This is a genomic window from Curtobacterium citri (genome assembly GCF_030362955.1).
In the GTDB taxonomy this organism is placed as follows: domain Bacteria; phylum Actinomycetota; class Actinomycetes; order Actinomycetales; family Microbacteriaceae; genus Curtobacterium; species Curtobacterium citri.
On sequence record NZ_JAUCML010000003.1, the window covers coordinates 164,883 to 177,991 of the forward strand.

Here is a 13,109-nt window from a genome sequence, read left to right on the forward strand (position 1 = left end):
GCGGAGGGCGACACGGGGTGCCGCGGATGCCGATGCTCAGGCGGCCAGGGCGAGCACCAGACGCTCCGGGTGCTCGGCCCGCACGAAGGTCACGCGCCCGCGGTCGTCCGTGATGCGCACGCCGCGACCGGGCGTCAGGATGAGCGCCCGGACCCCGCGGTGCAGCCGGAGCCCGATACCGCCGTAGGTCCGCGCGTCGGCCTCGACGACGGTCACCTCGGCGATGCGACGGCGGGCGATGCGGCGCGCGGGCAGCGGCCGGAAGCCCAGGACGACGTCGGTCTCGGTCACCGCGATCCGCGACCGGGCGAGCAGCAGCAGCGCCCCGGCGACGAGCGCGACGACGCCCGGCACCAGCAGGGCGACCTCGGGCGCGTCCCCCGGCCAGCCGAGGACGGCCGCCGTGAGCACGAAGCCTGCGAGCAGGAGGGTCGCGCCGAGCAGCCGCATCCACGCGGGCGCCGTCTCGCCGTCGCTGGTCGGCGCGGGATGCCGGGGACGGGACGCGTCGACGGGCAGCGGCCGGGAGGCGCGGGTTGCCCGGTCGGGTCGGGTCGGGTCGACGAGGCGGTGCGTGGGCACGCTGACGGTGTCGGTCACGGGGACTCCAGGGGTGGATCCGGTCCGCGTGCCGCGCAGGGTGGGGTCCGGGCGCACGCGTGGGGGCGGTGCGCCGTCGCACGGGGCGGCGCACCGGGACGCGCGCCGTCGGCGGGGCGGGACCGTGCCGTGCGGCACCCGTGTGGGGAGGGTGCCGATCGGCGGCCGGTCGGGGCCGCGCCGTGGTCACGACGACGGGTGCGGAGCTCCTGCGTCCGGCGCTGCCGGGCGGAGTACTCGACACCTGTCGGGTGACGACCGGGTGAACGGTACGTGACGATCCTCGACGCCGGCTGGGTGGTGTCGCCGGGTGGTGCCACCGGGTGGTGGTCAGCGGAGGACGAGGGCCACGGCCTCGGCACGGGTCCGCACACCGAGCTTCGCGAAGACCTGGTTGACGTACGACTTCACGGTCGGCACCGTCAGGAACAGCTCCGCGGCGATCTCCGGGTTCGTCCGGCCGTCGGCGATGCGCTCGAGGACGTCGGCCTCGCGCGGGGTGAGCGCGGGGAACCGGTCGCGTAGTCCGGTCCGGCGGCCCTCGTCCGACGGTGTCGCCGCGTGCCCGCCCCCGGCCAGCCGCGCGACGAGCCGGGCCCCGACCCCGGCGTCGAAGGTCGTCTGGCCCGTGGCGACCGCACGGACGGCCGTGACGAGCTCGGCCCGGCCGGCGTCCTTGGTCAGGTACCCGCGGGCGCCCGCCCGGAGCGCCCCGACGATCGACTCGTCGTCGGCGTAGGTGGTGAGGACGAGCACCGCGACCCCGGGGTGCGCGGCCGTGATCGCCGCCGTCGCGGTCGGGCCGTCCGTACCCGGCATGCGCAGGTCCATGAGCACGACGTCCGGCGGGTCGGCCGCGACCATCGCGACCGCCTCGGCGCCGTCGGTCGCCTCGCCGACGACCTCGAGGTCGGGCACGAGCGAGAGCACCGTCACCAGGCCGTCCCGGACGATGGCCTGGTCGTCCACCACGAGCACGCGGATCGTCACCCGGTCACCGCCGGGACCCGCATCGCGACGACGAACGAGCCGTCGACCGGCCCGGCCTCGACCGATGAACCGTCGCCGAGCTCCGCGAACCGTTCCCGCATCCCGGCGAGGCCGTGCCCGTCGGCGGCGGCACCGTCCGTCTCGTCGGGAGCCGCGCCGGAGCCGTCGAGGGCGTTCGACACCGTCACCCGCACGGCGGGACCGTCCCGGTCGACGGACAGCACCACGGGACGGCCGGGGGCGTGCCGGCGGGCGTTGCTCAGTGCCTCCCGGGCGGCCGCGACCACGACGTGCCGGTGGGCCGCGTCGACGGCGGTGAGCGCCGTGTCCCCACGCGTCGTGACGGTCCCGCCGAACGAGCGGTGGGCGACGACCAGGCCGGCGAGGTCCGTCGACTGCGCGGGTGCCGCGGGGACGGTGTCCTCGCGCAGGGCGTGCACGGCCCGCCGTGCCTCGGCGAGACCGCTGGCGGCGAGGGCCCGCGCGTCGCCCGCGCGCCGGGTGGCCTCGTCGACGCGGCCGGCCTCGAGCAGGGCCTCCACGGCGTCGAGCTGGAGCACGAGGCCGCCGAGGGAGTGGGCGAGCACGTCGTGGACCTCCCGGGCGGTGCGCGACCGGTCCGCCAGGAGCTCGGCGCGCTGCCGCTCGGCATCGGCACGGCGCGTGCGCTCCTCGACGATCCGGGCCTGCCGGCGGCTGAACCCGACCACGGCGGCGAGGAGCAACCCGGCGCCGGCGCCGAGCACGGTGCCGACGGGTGCGTCCGCGACGGCGGCGGTGGCCGCGACCACCACGAGCGCGACGGTGGCGGCGACCGGTCCGTCCCACACCGGGCGGGACCGACTCGCACCGAGGGCCACGACGGCCACGATCGGCACGGCGACGACCACCGCGCCCGACGGCACGACGACGGCCGACCCGGCGAGGACCATGCCCCAGGTCGCGACGAGCCGCACGCGCTCGGAGCGGGCGGCGACCCGCAGCGCCCACGCGGCGAGCGCCACGGTCTCCAGGACCCACACCCACGCGGGTGCGTCCCCGGCGAGCGCGGTCCGGACGACCCAGTACGTCACGACGGCGATGCCCAGGAGGTTGAGCACGGGGGCGAACGCGGAGCCGGGGCGGTCCTGCCCGGGCTCGGCGCGCACGGCGCTGGACTCGTGCGGGCCGGTGGTCACCGGACCATCATGCCGCGCGCGGTGTGCGGGATCCGCTGGTCGACGACGAGGGCGCGGGCGGCCCGGTTCAGCGCCAGGACGAGCAGGACCGCCCCCGTCGACGTGAGCAGGTGCGCGCCGAGGTGCCCGCCGACGACGTCGAGCCCGATGCGGACGACGACGACGAGGACCCAGAGCCCGGCCCCGGCCCAGCCCGTGCGCGCCTGCAGCGTCCGGCCGTGGTCGTCCGGCGTCGGGGCGGTGCGGAAGCGGGTCATCGCGCCCATCGCCAGTCCGGCGGCGGCGGAGACCAGGGCCTCGACGCCGAGCAGGAGGACGTCGAGCGTGGTCACCACGGCGACGGACTGCGCGAGCACGACCACCCCGACCACGCCGAGCACGATCGGCGTCCGCCAGACCCGTGCGGGGTCGAGGGAGCGCCAGGTGGCCTGACGGTACGCCAGGAAGCCGACGAGGACGATGCCGACGACGGTGTTCGCGAGCAGCTGGGCGGTCATGGTGGGCCTTCCGGGAGCCGGGTCCGGCGGGGGTCCCCGACCGGTGGAACCAGCCTCGCGAGCGGACCGCGACGGGCACACCACCCACGGGTGGTGGTCCGGGTGGGGATCGACGGTGGTGTTCCATGGGGGCATGGCTGATGCGTTCGACGGGTTCCGGATCGGTGCGGGCTGGGCGTCGGTGGAGCCGGACCGGCACCGACCGGGCTCGTTCACGCTCGTCGTGGACGGGACGCCGCAGTCGCACGTCGACCTCGAGGACCCCACGCACCTGGCCTTCGAGTACATCCGGCGGATCGGGCACGCGATCGACCTGCTGCCGGAGGGGCCGGTCACGGCGCTGCACCTCGGCGCCGGTGCCCTGACGCTGCCCCGCTACGTCGCGGTCACCCGCCCGGGCTCGCGGCAGCAGGTGGTCGAGCTCGAACGCGACCTGGTCGAGCACGTCCGCGAGGTCCTGCCGTTCCCCCGCGGCGCGTCGATCCGCGTGCGGTACGGCGACGCCCGCGAGGTGCTCGGCAAGCTGCCCGCCGGCCTCCGCGGGACGGTCGACCTGGCGGTCGTCGACGTCTTCGGCGGCTCGCAGATCCCCGCACACGTGACGAGCGTCGAGTTCTACCGGAGCGTCGCCGAGTTCCTCTCCCCCACCGGGATCGTCGCGGTGAACGTCGCCGACGGTGCGGGCCTCGCCTTCGCGCGGGGACAGGCCGCGACGCTCCAGGCCGTGCTGCCCTCGGTCGCCGCCGTCGCCGACACCGGGATGCTCAAGGGGCGGCGCTTCGGCAACATCGTGCTGCTCGGGTCGAAGGCCGAGCTGCCGCTGGCGGACATGCCCCGGCGGTACTCGTCCGACCCGATGCCCGCCAAGGTCGTGCACGGCCAGGAGCTGCGGGCGTTCACGGCCGGGGCGCCGATCGTGACGGACCAGACGGCGGTCGCGTCGCCGGAGCCGAACCGCAGCGTGTTCGGCGGCTGACCGCACGGTCGCGACGCGACCGCCCACCGGACGGGAGGCACGGGGCGGTCGTGCGCCGCGCCTCCCGTCCGACGGCGGTCACCGCACCCGCCCGCCGCACCTGAACGTTCCCGGCGGTCGGCTGCCAGGATGGGGCGACGACCGCGCAGCAGCGCGACCGAGCAAGGGAGCCCCCTGATGACGAACGACGACCGGAGCAACGACGACCGGACGGGCGGCGGCGACGCGCCGGTCTGGGGCCGTCCCCAGGACCACGACCGGTCGGACGCCGACCGGACCGGCTCGGACCAGGACCGGCCGCGCTACGGCGAGTACGACCAGCAGCAGCCGCGGTACGGCGAGCGCGACGAGCAGCAGCCGCGGTACGGCGAGCGCGGCCAGCAGCAGCAGCCGCCGCGCTACGGGCAGCAGGACCAGCAGCAGTACGGGCAGCAGCAGTACGGGCAGCAGGACGACCGTCGGGCGGACTCCCCGACCTGGGGTGAGCACCAGGGCTCGCACCAGCCGTACGCGGCGTCGTCCGCCCCGGCCAGTGCCGGGGGCCCGCCGTGGCACCAGGCCGAGGAACCGAAGCGCAAGAAGAAGACCGTCGGCGTCGTGGCCTTCGTCCTCGGGCTCGCCTCGCTCGTCCTCGGCGTCGTCGGCGGGTACCTGATGGGCACCGCCCTCGCCAGCAGCAACGTCCTCGGCGAGATCGCCCGCAACGGCAGCAACGGCTCGGTGGAGCAGCAGCAGCAGCTCCAGCAGCAGCTCATGAGCGACCCCGCCGTGATGGGCCAGCTCGGCGGCGGCCTCGTCGTCGTCGGCATCGCCGCGATCCTCGGCCTCTGGGCGCTCGTGCAGGGCATCATCGCCGCCGTGGTGAACCGCGGCCGTGGCTGGGGCGTCTTCGCGATCGTCCTCGCGGTGGTCGCCACCATCGCGACCTTCGGCACGTACATCGGCGTCGCCGCCGCAGCGGCGGTGAACGGCGCGAACTGAGCGTCCGCACACGCGTCCCCGACGGCCCGTCCCGCAGCAGCGGGGCGGGCCGTCGATCCGTTCTCGTGCCCCCCGTGCGCGTGGCACCGCCCGCTCACGGGAGCACGCGGTTACCCTCGAACCGATGTCCCTCCCGCCCGACGACAGCCAGCAGCCCGACCGCGCCGACCGCGCCCGGGAACCCCGTCACGCCGCACCGGCCGGCTCGGCGCCCGTCACTGCGGGCGTGAGCCCGGGGAGCACCTTCGCGCCGATCAGCCTGCGGCCGGCGGTCGACGCCGACGCCGTGCAGCAGCGCCTCCGTGACCTCGGCCAGAGCCGGAGCACGGACGCCCTGGCCGAACGTGCGGAGCTGCTCCGACTGCTCGGCCGACTCGACGAGTCGCTCGTGGTCGCGGAGGAGGTCTTCCGCCTGACGATGTTCACCGGCGAGCGGTCGGACAAGGTCGCGGCCCGCATCCGTCGTGCGCACGTGCTGCACGACCTCGGCCGACACGAGCGCGCCGCCACCGAGGCCGCGATGGCCCGCGACACCGCGCGGACCGAGGAGTGGCCGGAGCTCGAGGGCGCCGCCGCCGAGCTCGAGGGCTGGTCGCTGTTCGAGCTCTCCCGCTTCGAGGAGGCCCGCTCCGCGCTCTCGCGGGCGTACCAGGCCTTCCGCCAGGCCGGCGCCCCGTCGGAGCGCACCGAGGCGCTCCGCACCGCGGTCGAGGCCGCGCTCCGGGCCTCGGTCGCCCAGCCGAAGGCAGCCGACGACCGGCCCCGCAGCGCCCGGGACGTCGCGGCACGCCGAGCCGAGGACGACGCACCGTCCGCGCGTGCGGCAGAACCCGTGCAGCAGGACCCGCCGGTCCGCCGTCGTGTGCTCGGCGCACCGGACGCGGCACGCACCGAGGCCGACCAGCTCTGGGGGCGCATCGCTGCCAAGGCCGCGCAGAAGGGCCAGGCGCCGCGCGACGACCCGGACGCCGACGGTCGGTGACCGCCCGTCCCGCGGCGGTCACCGCGCTCGAGCACGTCCGCGAGCGCGCCGAACAGCTGCTGGCGGTGCACCTCGGTCCGGGTGACTGGACCTTCGCGTTCGACCACGCCAAGACCCGCGCCGGCCAGTGCGACTTCGCCCGCCGGCGCGTCACGGTGAGCCGGCACATCGCGGCCCGGGTGTCGGCGGACGACGTCGAGCAGGTCCTGCTGCACGAGGTCGCCCACGCCCTGGCCGGACCCCGGGCCGGGCACGGACCGGTGTGGCGGCGGACGGCGGCGGCGATCGGGTACACCGGGTCCCGGCTGTACGACGGCCCCATCGCGTCCGAGCTCGCGCCGTGGGTCGGCACCTGCCCGGCCGGGCACGAGCACGTCCGCTACCGAACGCCCACGCGGCCGTTGGCGTGCGCCCGGTGCTCGCGACGGTTCGACGGGCGCAACCTCATCACGTGGCAGCGGCGGGGAGCGGCGACGGCCTGAGCCGCCGCGTCGGGTGCCGTCGTGCCGGCGGGAGCCGCTCGGTGCGGCTGCCGACACCGCACGGATACCGCTCGGTGCTGCCGCTGATACCGCACGGATGCCGCTCGACCGGGAGGCGCGCCGGAGAGCCGTTAGCCTGGACGGATGCACACGGGGCAGCACATCCGGACCGACAGCGGGTCGTCGTGGTTCTTCGACGCCGGCCGGATCGCGCTCGACTTCGCCCACACCGGCGGGTTCGCGGACGACCCCGACGCACGCCGCCCGCGGGCCCGCCTCGGTGAGCTGCTGGTGACCCCCGCCGACCTGGACGAGTGGCTCGGCGACCACACCGAGCCCATCGACCTCGGTGCGACGGCCCGTGAGCTGCAGGACGCCCGGGCGCTCCGCGCCGCGATCGGTCGGCTGGCGGTGGCGGCGGCGCCGGCACCCGCGGCCTCGACGGACCCGGCCGCGCGCACCGCGGTCGCCGCCGGACTCCGCGCCGGCACCGGTCGGACCCGTCCGGCACCGGACGACATCGACACCGTGAACCTGTTCGCCGCGCTGCCGGACGTCCCGCCGGCGCTGCCCGGCGGTCGCCGCCGCGCCGGGGCGAACCGCGTCCGGCTGGCGCAGGCGCTGTCGAGCGTGGCCCGCGACGCCGTGGCGTTGTTCACGGAGGTGGGGTTCGACGACCTCGCCGCGGACGGTCAGCCCACCCGCTTGAGCCGCTGCTCGGCCGACGACTGCGGCCTCGTGTTCTACGACTCGTCGCGCGGCGGGACCCGTCGGTGGTGCTCCATGCAGCGGTGCGGCAACCGGGCGAAGGTCCGCGCGCACCGTGCCCGTCGCGCTGCGGCCTGAGCGGAGCCGCGGGGACCGCTCGGGCGCCGACGACGCCCACGACTGCCCGGACGCTGGAGCCCGCCGGACGCGACGAGGGGCCCCGCGGTCGCGGAGCCCCTCGTGTGTCCGGTCGCGCTCGCGACCGGCTGCGGGTCAGAAGGCCAGGTCGGACTCGACCGACTTCGCCTTCATGCGGGCCAGGGCGAGGTTCGCCTTCGCGCGGTCCAGCACGTAGTAGATGAAGACCTCGGGGTGCGAGGCCAGCGGGCGGATGATGTGGAACTGCGACGACAGCGTGATGAGGATGTCGTCGATCGAGTCGGCGAGGCCGAGGGACCGGGCGGTCTTCAGCTTCGCGCGGACGACCTCGGTGTTGCCCGCGGCCGCGAGCTCCAGGTCGATGCCGCTGCCGGCGCCGCCGAGCAGCATGCCGGAGCCGCTGTCGACGACGGCGGCGGCCATCGCGCCGTCGACGGTCAGCAGGTCGTTGAGGGAGTCGTGCAGGGTTGCCATCTGGGGTTCCTTCTCGGGTTGTCCGGTGTGTCGGGTGTACGGGCAGGGGTCGCCGGGGCTGAGCCCCGGCGGGACGGGAGACCCGGGTGCGGTCTGCCGTGGTCCGGGTGTGGTGCGGCTGCGGTGCGGGTCAGACCAGGCCGGCGACGGCAGCCGCGCGGGCACCGGCTGCGGCGTGCGCGGCCAGCTGCTCGCCGAGGCGGGCTGCGGAGCGCCGGGACACGGTGAGGGCCTTGCCGAGCATCTCGTCCGTGTCGAAGAGCGCGGCGAGCACGATGGTCGAGCCGGGGATGCGCATCTGCACCAGGTGCCCGCGGTCGGCCGCGATGATGACGTACTCGCCCGTGCCCATCGGCAGCTCGCGGGCGACGGCCTCGCTCAGCGCCTGGATCGAGCTCGCCATGCTGGCGAACCGCGCGCCGTCGGTGGTACCGGCGGCACCCTCGGCGACGCGGACGACCTCGAAGCCGTCGTCGGTCAGGAGCGACGCGGTGAGCATCGAGCTCGACGAGGACCGGAGCGCCGCGAGTTCGGCGCTGCCGAGTCCGACGACGACGGGGTCCAGGTGCGGGGCGAGGGTCATCAGTGCACTTCCTGGGCGGCGGTCATCGCCGCACGCATCTCGATGTTGGCGACGAGGGTCAGCAGGACCGTCGTCATCTGGTCCGTCTGGCGCGGGTCGACCGTGAACACGGGGACGAGCATCTCGGGGTGCGCGGCCTGCAGGGCGTCGGAGAACACGCCGGGGCCGGGGCCGTCGACGACGTCCGAGCGGGTCACCCCGACGACCACGCCACCGCGGTCGTGCAGGTCGCTGAACTCGTCGAGGTACTCGAGCATGCTGGCGACCGGGTCGGGGGCGTCGGCGTTGACGAGCACGACGAGTCCGCGGGCGCGCTCCTTGAGGATCTGCCACATGAAGTCGAAGCGTCGCTGCCCCGGGATGCCGTACAGCCGCACCTTGTCGGAGTCGCCGACGGTGATCTCGCCGTAGTCGAGCGCGACCGTGGTCGTCGCCTTGTCTGCGGTCTCGCGGTCGGTGTTCGCCGCCTCGGTCCGGACGACGGGAACCTCGCTGAGCGCCTCGATCGCGGTCGTCTTGCCGGCACCCATCGGGCCGGCGAACAGGATGACGTGCTCAGCCATCAGCGGGCCAGCCGGTCGAGCAGGCGACGGAAGAGGCCGCTCCGCTGCTGCACGGGCGCCGCGGTCGGCACCGGCCGGTCGAAGGCCGGGCGCGCGAGGGTGATGTCGGGCGTCTGCGAACGGAGGATGCGCATGAGGCTGAAGGCGTTGATGAGGCGGCGGGCCTCGGCGGGCGCGACGTTCGCCTGCTCGGCGAGCTCGTCGACCGTCAGGGCGGCGTACCCGAGGAGCGAGGTCATCCGCACGTGGTCGGGGGTGTGCGCCAGCGTGGTGAAGTTCGGCCACCGCTGCAGGCGGTAGCGGTCGTCGCGCTGCAGCCACCAGGCCAGCTCGCCCGGGAAGGAGTGCAGCCCGATGTGCCAGAGCAGGCCGTGCAGCTCGTTGCCCGGTCCGAGGTCGACGGCGGCCTCGACGTCACGGTCCTCACGGCCGACGCGCACGTCCTCGGGGTCGATCGGCAGGTCGCCGAGCGGGGTGGACCACCAGTAGGAGTCCGAGGCGACGTCGATCACGAGCGGCCCGTGCCCGGCGATCTCGACGCGCAGCACCTCGCCGTGGGTCTCCCACAGCGGGCGGAGCGCCATCGCGACCCGGGTCCAGCCGAACCTCGGCATGGGTGTCGGGTCGATGGTCTGGGCCTCCGGGTGGACGAGCTCGTCCCCCGGTCGTCGCGATGCATCCATGCCTCGGTCACCTTCCTGGTACCGGTCCCCCGGCTGTCGTCCCGCGGCGGTTCACCGGCCGCGCGGACCCTCCGATCCAACTGGAGGCGAGGGTGCGTCAGGTAGCCCCCGTCTGGGCGGCACCTGTCGGGGAGGCATGCGCGCAAGTTCCGAAACCGAGGATTCGGCCCGCCGAATCCTCTGGCATGCTGGGCGGGTGACCGACACCGCAGCCAGCCGCCGACCCCGCTCCGGACGCCCGCACACGGCGCCGGACCGTGGGCCCGGCGGTCCCCGGCGCCGAGCGGCCGGCCTCACCCTGCTCGGTCCCGCGTTCGTCGCCGCGATCGCCTACGTCGACCCCGGTAACGTCGCCGCGAACCTGACCGCCGGTGCGCAGTACGGCTACCTGCTGCTCTGGGTGCTCGTCGCGGCGAACGCGAGCGCGGTCGTGGTGCAGTACCTCTCGGCCAAGCTCGGCGTCGTCACCGGCCGGTCACTGCCGGAGCACCTCGGGCTCCGCATGCGGCGCACGCCCCGGCTGCTCTTCTGGGCGCAGGCCGAGGTGGTCGCCGCCGCCACCGACGTCGCCGAGGTGATCGGCGGCGCACTCGCGCTGCACCTGCTGTTCGGACTGCCGCTCGTCGCCGGCGGCGTCCTGACCGGCGTGGTGTCGATGGCGATCCTGCTGCTGCACAGCCGACGCGGCACCCGCACCTTCGAGGCCGTCGTCACGACGATGCTCGCCATCCTGACCGTCGGGTTCTGCGCCGGGCTCCTCTTCGCACAGGTGTCCCCCGGCGAGCTCGTCAGCGGCCTCGTCCCCCGCTTCGAGGGCTCGCAGTCGGTCCTGCTCGCCGCGTCGATGCTCGGCGCGACGGTCATGCCGCACGCGGTCTACCTGCACTCGGCGCTCGCGCGCGACCGGCACGGCGACGTGCCCGCGGGTCCGGAGCGCCGACGGGTCCTCGTCGCGACGCGGTGGGACGTCGGACTCGCGCTCGTCGTCGCCGGCGGGGTGAACGTGTGCATGCTCGTGCTCGCCGCGGCGACGCTGCCCGGGGTCGCGGGGACGGACACCATCCCCGGCGCACAGCGGGCGATCGAGGCGAACGTCGGCCCGGTCGTCGGCGTCCTCTTCGCGGTCGGCCTGCTCGCGTCCGGACTCGCCTCGACCTCGGTCGGCTGCATGGCGGGCGCGGAGATCATGCACGGCCTGCTACACGTGCGCGTCCCGGTCGTCGCGCGGCGGGTCGTGACGCTCCTGCCCGCGGTGGCCCTGCTCGCCCTCGGGGTCGACCCGACGATGCTCCTGGTGCTGAGCCAGGTCGTGCTGAGCTTCGGGATCGCCTTCGCGATCGTGCCGCTGGTGGTCTACACGTCCCGTCGCAGCATCATGGGCACCGACGTCAACGCCGTGCCCACCCGCGTCGTCGCGGGGGTCATCGCATCGGTGATCGTCGCGCTCAACGTGGCCCTCGTGGTGCTGACCCTGGCCGGCTGACGGCGCCCGTCCGGGTGCCGCCGCCCGCCGGCCGGGTCGGCGTGCCGGGTGTCAGTCGACGACCCGGACGTCCTTCCAGAAGGCGTAGTAGCCCGAGTAGTCCTTGCCCACGCGGTCGAAGGACGACGGGATCGGGGTCGGGTACGACCACGCGCGGTCCGGCAGCGGCTGGCCGTCGACCGTGACGGTGTAGTACTGCGTGTCGCCCTTCCACGGGCAGTGGTACTGGGTGTCGCTCTCCGAGAAGAACTCCGGCTTCACGCTCGACGGCGGGAAGTACCAGTTGCCCTCGATCTGGATGAGGTCCTCCTGCGGGGCCTCCGCGATCACGGTGTCACCGACGACTGCCTTCATGACGTGCTCCTTGCGATCCACGGCGTCCAGGCGACGCCTGCGATCCGGAACGCTACGCCGCAGCGCTCGATTCCCGCAGGACGACCAGGTCCGGTCCCGCGGCGAGCGCCCCGCGCACCGTCTCGGGGTCGAGGTCCGACGCCCCCTCCGCCGCGCTGACCAGGTGCCGCACCGCGCGGCGCAGGCCCGTGTACGCCGCACAGGCCACCGCTGCCTCGGGCGAGGTGTGGTCGATGCCGGTGGCGATCAGGGCGTCGACGACCGCGCCGGCCGCGAGCAGGTCCTCCACCGTGCTCTCCGGCACCTCGGCGGTGTCCGTCGGCTCGCCGGCGTCGTCCGCCACGTCGGCTCCGCCACCCGTCGAGCGCCCCGCGGCCACGACCGCGACGACGCACCGGTCGCCCCGCTCGGCCTGGAGGCGCGTCACCCGGTCCGCCACCGCCGTCGCGTTGCCGAGGTGGCCGAGCACGACCTCCGGACCGTCCGGCAGCAGCGCTGCCGCGGCCCGTGCCAGCGCGGTGCCGTCGGTCCCGCGGGAGGCGGCACGGCCCGGCTCCGGGAGCACGTCGACCCAGACGACGAGGTGGGCGTCGCGGGCGATCCGCCCGGCGCCGCCGACGCCCCACGCGAACCGGACCTGGTACTTCCCCTGGGTGCCTGCTGCCACCCGACCACGATAACCGGGCACGTGCCCTGTCCGTCCTCACAGGTGGGCGTCGACGGGCGGTCCGGCCGGTGCCGCGACCGTAGGATCGAGGACCATGGAGATCGCCACCGTCCCCACCCTGACCGGCGACCGTGTCACGCTCGAGCCCCTGGCCGCCGAGCACGCGGACGACCTGCGCGCGGCGGTGACGGACGGCGACCTCTGGCGCACCTGGTACACCTCGGTGCCCGCGCCCGACGCGGTCGACGACGAGATCGAGCGCCGGCTCGGCGAGCACTCCGCGGGTCGCATGCTGCCCTTCGCCGTCCGTGACCGTCCGACGGGTCGCGTGGTCGGGTCGACGACCTTCATGAACGTCGACACCACGAACCGCCGCGTCGAGATCGGGCACACGTTCCTCGCCCGGGCAGCCCAGCGGACCGGCATCAACACCGAGGCGAAGCTGCTCATGCTCTCGCACGCCTTCGACACGTGGCAGTGCATCGCGGTCGAGTTCCGCACGCACTGGCACAACCACCAGTCGCGCGCGGCCATCGCGTCCCTCGGCGCGAAGCAGGACGGCGTCCTCCGCAGCCACTCGATCGGTCGCGACGGCACCCTCCGCGACACGGTCGTCTTCTCGATCACCGCCGCCGAGTGGCCCACCGTGCGGCTGGCGCTGACCGAGCGGCTGCGCACGCGCGACCGGGCCGAGGGGTCCCGACGTCGCGCAGCCCGGCACGCCTGAACCGCCCGCACGGCTGACGCAC

17 protein-coding genes are annotated in these 13,109 nt (G+C 75.1%); 7 read left to right on the forward strand and 10 right to left on the reverse strand.

Translation table 11 applies throughout. From position 1 onward, the window contains the following. Positions 1 to 36: 36 nt before the first annotated feature. The 4 genes from QUG92_RS05605 to QUG92_RS05620 all read right to left on the reverse strand — a co-directional run bounded on the left by QUG92_RS05605 (position 37) and on the right by QUG92_RS05620 (position 3,265). Positions 37 to 600, reverse strand: coding sequence for a hypothetical protein (locus tag QUG92_RS05605; RefSeq protein WP_289457999.1), 564 nt, complete (start codon positions 598 to 600; stop codon positions 37 to 39). A 330-nt stretch (positions 601 to 930) separates the two neighbouring features. Further along, complete coding sequence (locus QUG92_RS05610; RefSeq protein ID WP_289458000.1) at positions 931 to 1,590, reverse strand: response regulator transcription factor; 660 nt, start codon at positions 1,588 to 1,590, stop codon at positions 931 to 933. Next, on the reverse strand, positions 1,587 to 2,768 hold the full coding sequence (locus QUG92_RS05615; protein WP_289458001.1) for a sensor histidine kinase: 1,182 nt from the start codon (positions 2,766 to 2,768) through the stop codon (positions 1,587 to 1,589). The genes QUG92_RS05610 and QUG92_RS05615 overlap by 4 nt, the downstream gene beginning before the upstream one ends. Beyond that, positions 2,765 to 3,265 (reverse strand): hypothetical protein, encoded by a 501-nt coding sequence (locus QUG92_RS05620; RefSeq protein WP_182045371.1) that lies wholly within the window; start codon positions 3,263 to 3,265, stop codon positions 2,765 to 2,767. The genes QUG92_RS05615 and QUG92_RS05620 overlap by 4 nt, the downstream gene beginning before the upstream one ends. Before the next feature lie 133 nt (positions 3,266 to 3,398). Here QUG92_RS05620 and QUG92_RS05625 point away from each other — a divergent pair, with 133 nt between their 5' ends. The 5 genes from QUG92_RS05625 (at position 3,399) to QUG92_RS05645 (ending at position 7,532) form a co-directional block, all read left to right on the forward strand. Then, positions 3,399 to 4,241: a spermidine synthase gene (locus tag QUG92_RS05625; protein ID WP_289458002.1), complete on the forward strand. Its 843-nt coding sequence runs from the start codon at positions 3,399 to 3,401 to the stop codon at positions 4,239 to 4,241. Between the two features lie 177 nt (positions 4,242 to 4,418). Beyond that, positions 4,419 to 5,222 (forward strand): hypothetical protein, encoded by an 804-nt coding sequence (locus QUG92_RS05630; RefSeq protein WP_289458003.1) that lies wholly within the window; start codon positions 4,419 to 4,421, stop codon positions 5,220 to 5,222. A gap of 124 nt (positions 5,223 to 5,346) precedes the next feature. Next, positions 5,347 to 6,204, forward strand: a complete 858-nt coding sequence (locus QUG92_RS05635; RefSeq protein WP_182045368.1) for a tetratricopeptide repeat protein — start codon at positions 5,347 to 5,349, stop codon at positions 6,202 to 6,204. Beyond that, positions 6,201 to 6,686: a SprT-like domain-containing protein gene (locus tag QUG92_RS05640; protein ID WP_289458004.1), complete on the forward strand. Its 486-nt coding sequence runs from the start codon at positions 6,201 to 6,203 to the stop codon at positions 6,684 to 6,686. The genes QUG92_RS05635 and QUG92_RS05640 overlap by 4 nt, the downstream gene beginning before the upstream one ends. Before the next feature lie 144 nt (positions 6,687 to 6,830). After that, positions 6,831 to 7,532: a CGNR zinc finger domain-containing protein gene (locus QUG92_RS05645; RefSeq protein ID WP_182045366.1), complete on the forward strand. Its 702-nt coding sequence runs from the start codon at positions 6,831 to 6,833 to the stop codon at positions 7,530 to 7,532. Between the two features lie 135 nt (positions 7,533 to 7,667). On the opposite strand, the gene QUG92_RS05650 is transcribed toward QUG92_RS05645, so the two are convergent. The 4 genes from QUG92_RS05650 to QUG92_RS05665 all read right to left on the reverse strand — a co-directional run bounded on the left by QUG92_RS05650 (position 7,668) and on the right by QUG92_RS05665 (position 9,856). Then, a complete protein-coding gene (locus QUG92_RS05650; protein WP_069712780.1) occupies positions 7,668 to 8,027 on the reverse strand; it encodes a hypothetical protein in 360 nt (119 codons plus the stop codon). A gap of 130 nt (positions 8,028 to 8,157) precedes the next feature. Beyond that, positions 8,158 to 8,610, reverse strand: coding sequence for a roadblock/LC7 domain-containing protein (locus QUG92_RS05655; protein WP_069712779.1), 453 nt, complete (start codon positions 8,608 to 8,610; stop codon positions 8,158 to 8,160). Beyond that, positions 8,610 to 9,173: a GTP-binding protein gene (locus QUG92_RS05660; RefSeq protein ID WP_289458005.1), complete on the reverse strand. Its 564-nt coding sequence runs from the start codon at positions 9,171 to 9,173 to the stop codon at positions 8,610 to 8,612. The genes QUG92_RS05655 and QUG92_RS05660 overlap by 1 nt, the downstream gene beginning before the upstream one ends. After that, positions 9,173 to 9,856: a hypothetical protein gene (locus QUG92_RS05665; RefSeq protein ID WP_182045364.1), complete on the reverse strand. Its 684-nt coding sequence runs from the start codon at positions 9,854 to 9,856 to the stop codon at positions 9,173 to 9,175. Before QUG92_RS05665 ends, QUG92_RS05660 begins: the two co-directional genes overlap by 1 nt. 196 nt (positions 9,857 to 10,052) lie before the next feature. Here QUG92_RS05665 and QUG92_RS05670 point away from each other — a divergent pair, with 196 nt between their 5' ends. Next, positions 10,053 to 11,339, forward strand: coding sequence for an Nramp family divalent metal transporter (locus QUG92_RS05670; protein WP_259346015.1), 1,287 nt, complete (start codon positions 10,053 to 10,055; stop codon positions 11,337 to 11,339). Positions 11,340 to 11,390: 51 nt separating this feature from the next. On the opposite strand, the gene QUG92_RS05675 is transcribed toward QUG92_RS05670, so the two are convergent. Then, a complete protein-coding gene (locus tag QUG92_RS05675) occupies positions 11,391 to 11,714 on the reverse strand; it encodes a DUF427 domain-containing protein (protein WP_491700633.1) in 324 nt (107 codons plus the stop codon). A gap of 31 nt (positions 11,715 to 11,745) precedes the next feature. Continuing rightward, positions 11,746 to 12,360: a 2-phosphosulfolactate phosphatase gene (locus QUG92_RS05680; RefSeq protein WP_289458006.1), complete on the reverse strand. Its 615-nt coding sequence runs from the start codon at positions 12,358 to 12,360 to the stop codon at positions 11,746 to 11,748. Between the two features lie 94 nt (positions 12,361 to 12,454). Here QUG92_RS05680 and QUG92_RS05685 point away from each other — a divergent pair, with 94 nt between their 5' ends. Then, positions 12,455 to 13,087 carry a GNAT family N-acetyltransferase gene (locus tag QUG92_RS05685; RefSeq protein ID WP_289458007.1) on the forward strand — a complete coding sequence of 211 codons (633 nt, stop codon included), beginning with the start codon at positions 12,455 to 12,457 and terminating at the stop codon, positions 13,085 to 13,087. Positions 13,088 to 13,109: the final 22 nt, after the last annotated feature.

What these genes read in the sequence shown, in the direction of transcription:
- QUG92_RS05660 (WP_289458005.1), bottom strand. Translation starts at nt 9,173, where the DNA reads ATGGCTGAGCACGTCATCCTGTTCGCCGGCCCGATGGGTGCCGGCAAG.
- QUG92_RS05620 (WP_182045371.1), bottom strand. Translation starts at nt 3,265, where the DNA reads ATGACCGCCCAGCTGCTCGCGAACACCGTCGTCGGCATCGTCCTCGTC.
- QUG92_RS05625 (WP_289458002.1), top strand. Translation starts at nt 3,399, where the DNA reads ATGGCTGATGCGTTCGACGGGTTCCGGATCGGTGCGGGCTGGGCGTCG.
- QUG92_RS05635 (WP_182045368.1), top strand. Translation starts at nt 5,347, where the DNA reads ATGTCCCTCCCGCCCGACGACAGCCAGCAGCCCGACCGCGCCGACCGC.
- QUG92_RS05645 (WP_182045366.1), top strand. Translation starts at nt 6,831, where the DNA reads ATGCACACGGGGCAGCACATCCGGACCGACAGCGGGTCGTCGTGGTTC.
- QUG92_RS05630 (WP_289458003.1), top strand. Translation starts at nt 4,419, where the DNA reads ATGACGAACGACGACCGGAGCAACGACGACCGGACGGGCGGCGGCGAC.
- QUG92_RS05665 (WP_182045364.1), bottom strand. Translation starts at nt 9,856, where the DNA reads ATGGATGCATCGCGACGACCGGGGGACGAGCTCGTCCACCCGGAGGCC.
- QUG92_RS05655 (WP_069712779.1), bottom strand. Translation starts at nt 8,610, where the DNA reads ATGACCCTCGCCCCGCACCTGGACCCCGTCGTCGTCGGACTCGGCAGC.
- QUG92_RS05685 (WP_289458007.1), top strand. Translation starts at nt 12,455, where the DNA reads ATGGAGATCGCCACCGTCCCCACCCTGACCGGCGACCGTGTCACGCTC.
- QUG92_RS05650 (WP_069712780.1), bottom strand. Translation starts at nt 8,027, where the DNA reads ATGGCAACCCTGCACGACTCCCTCAACGACCTGCTGACCGTCGACGGC.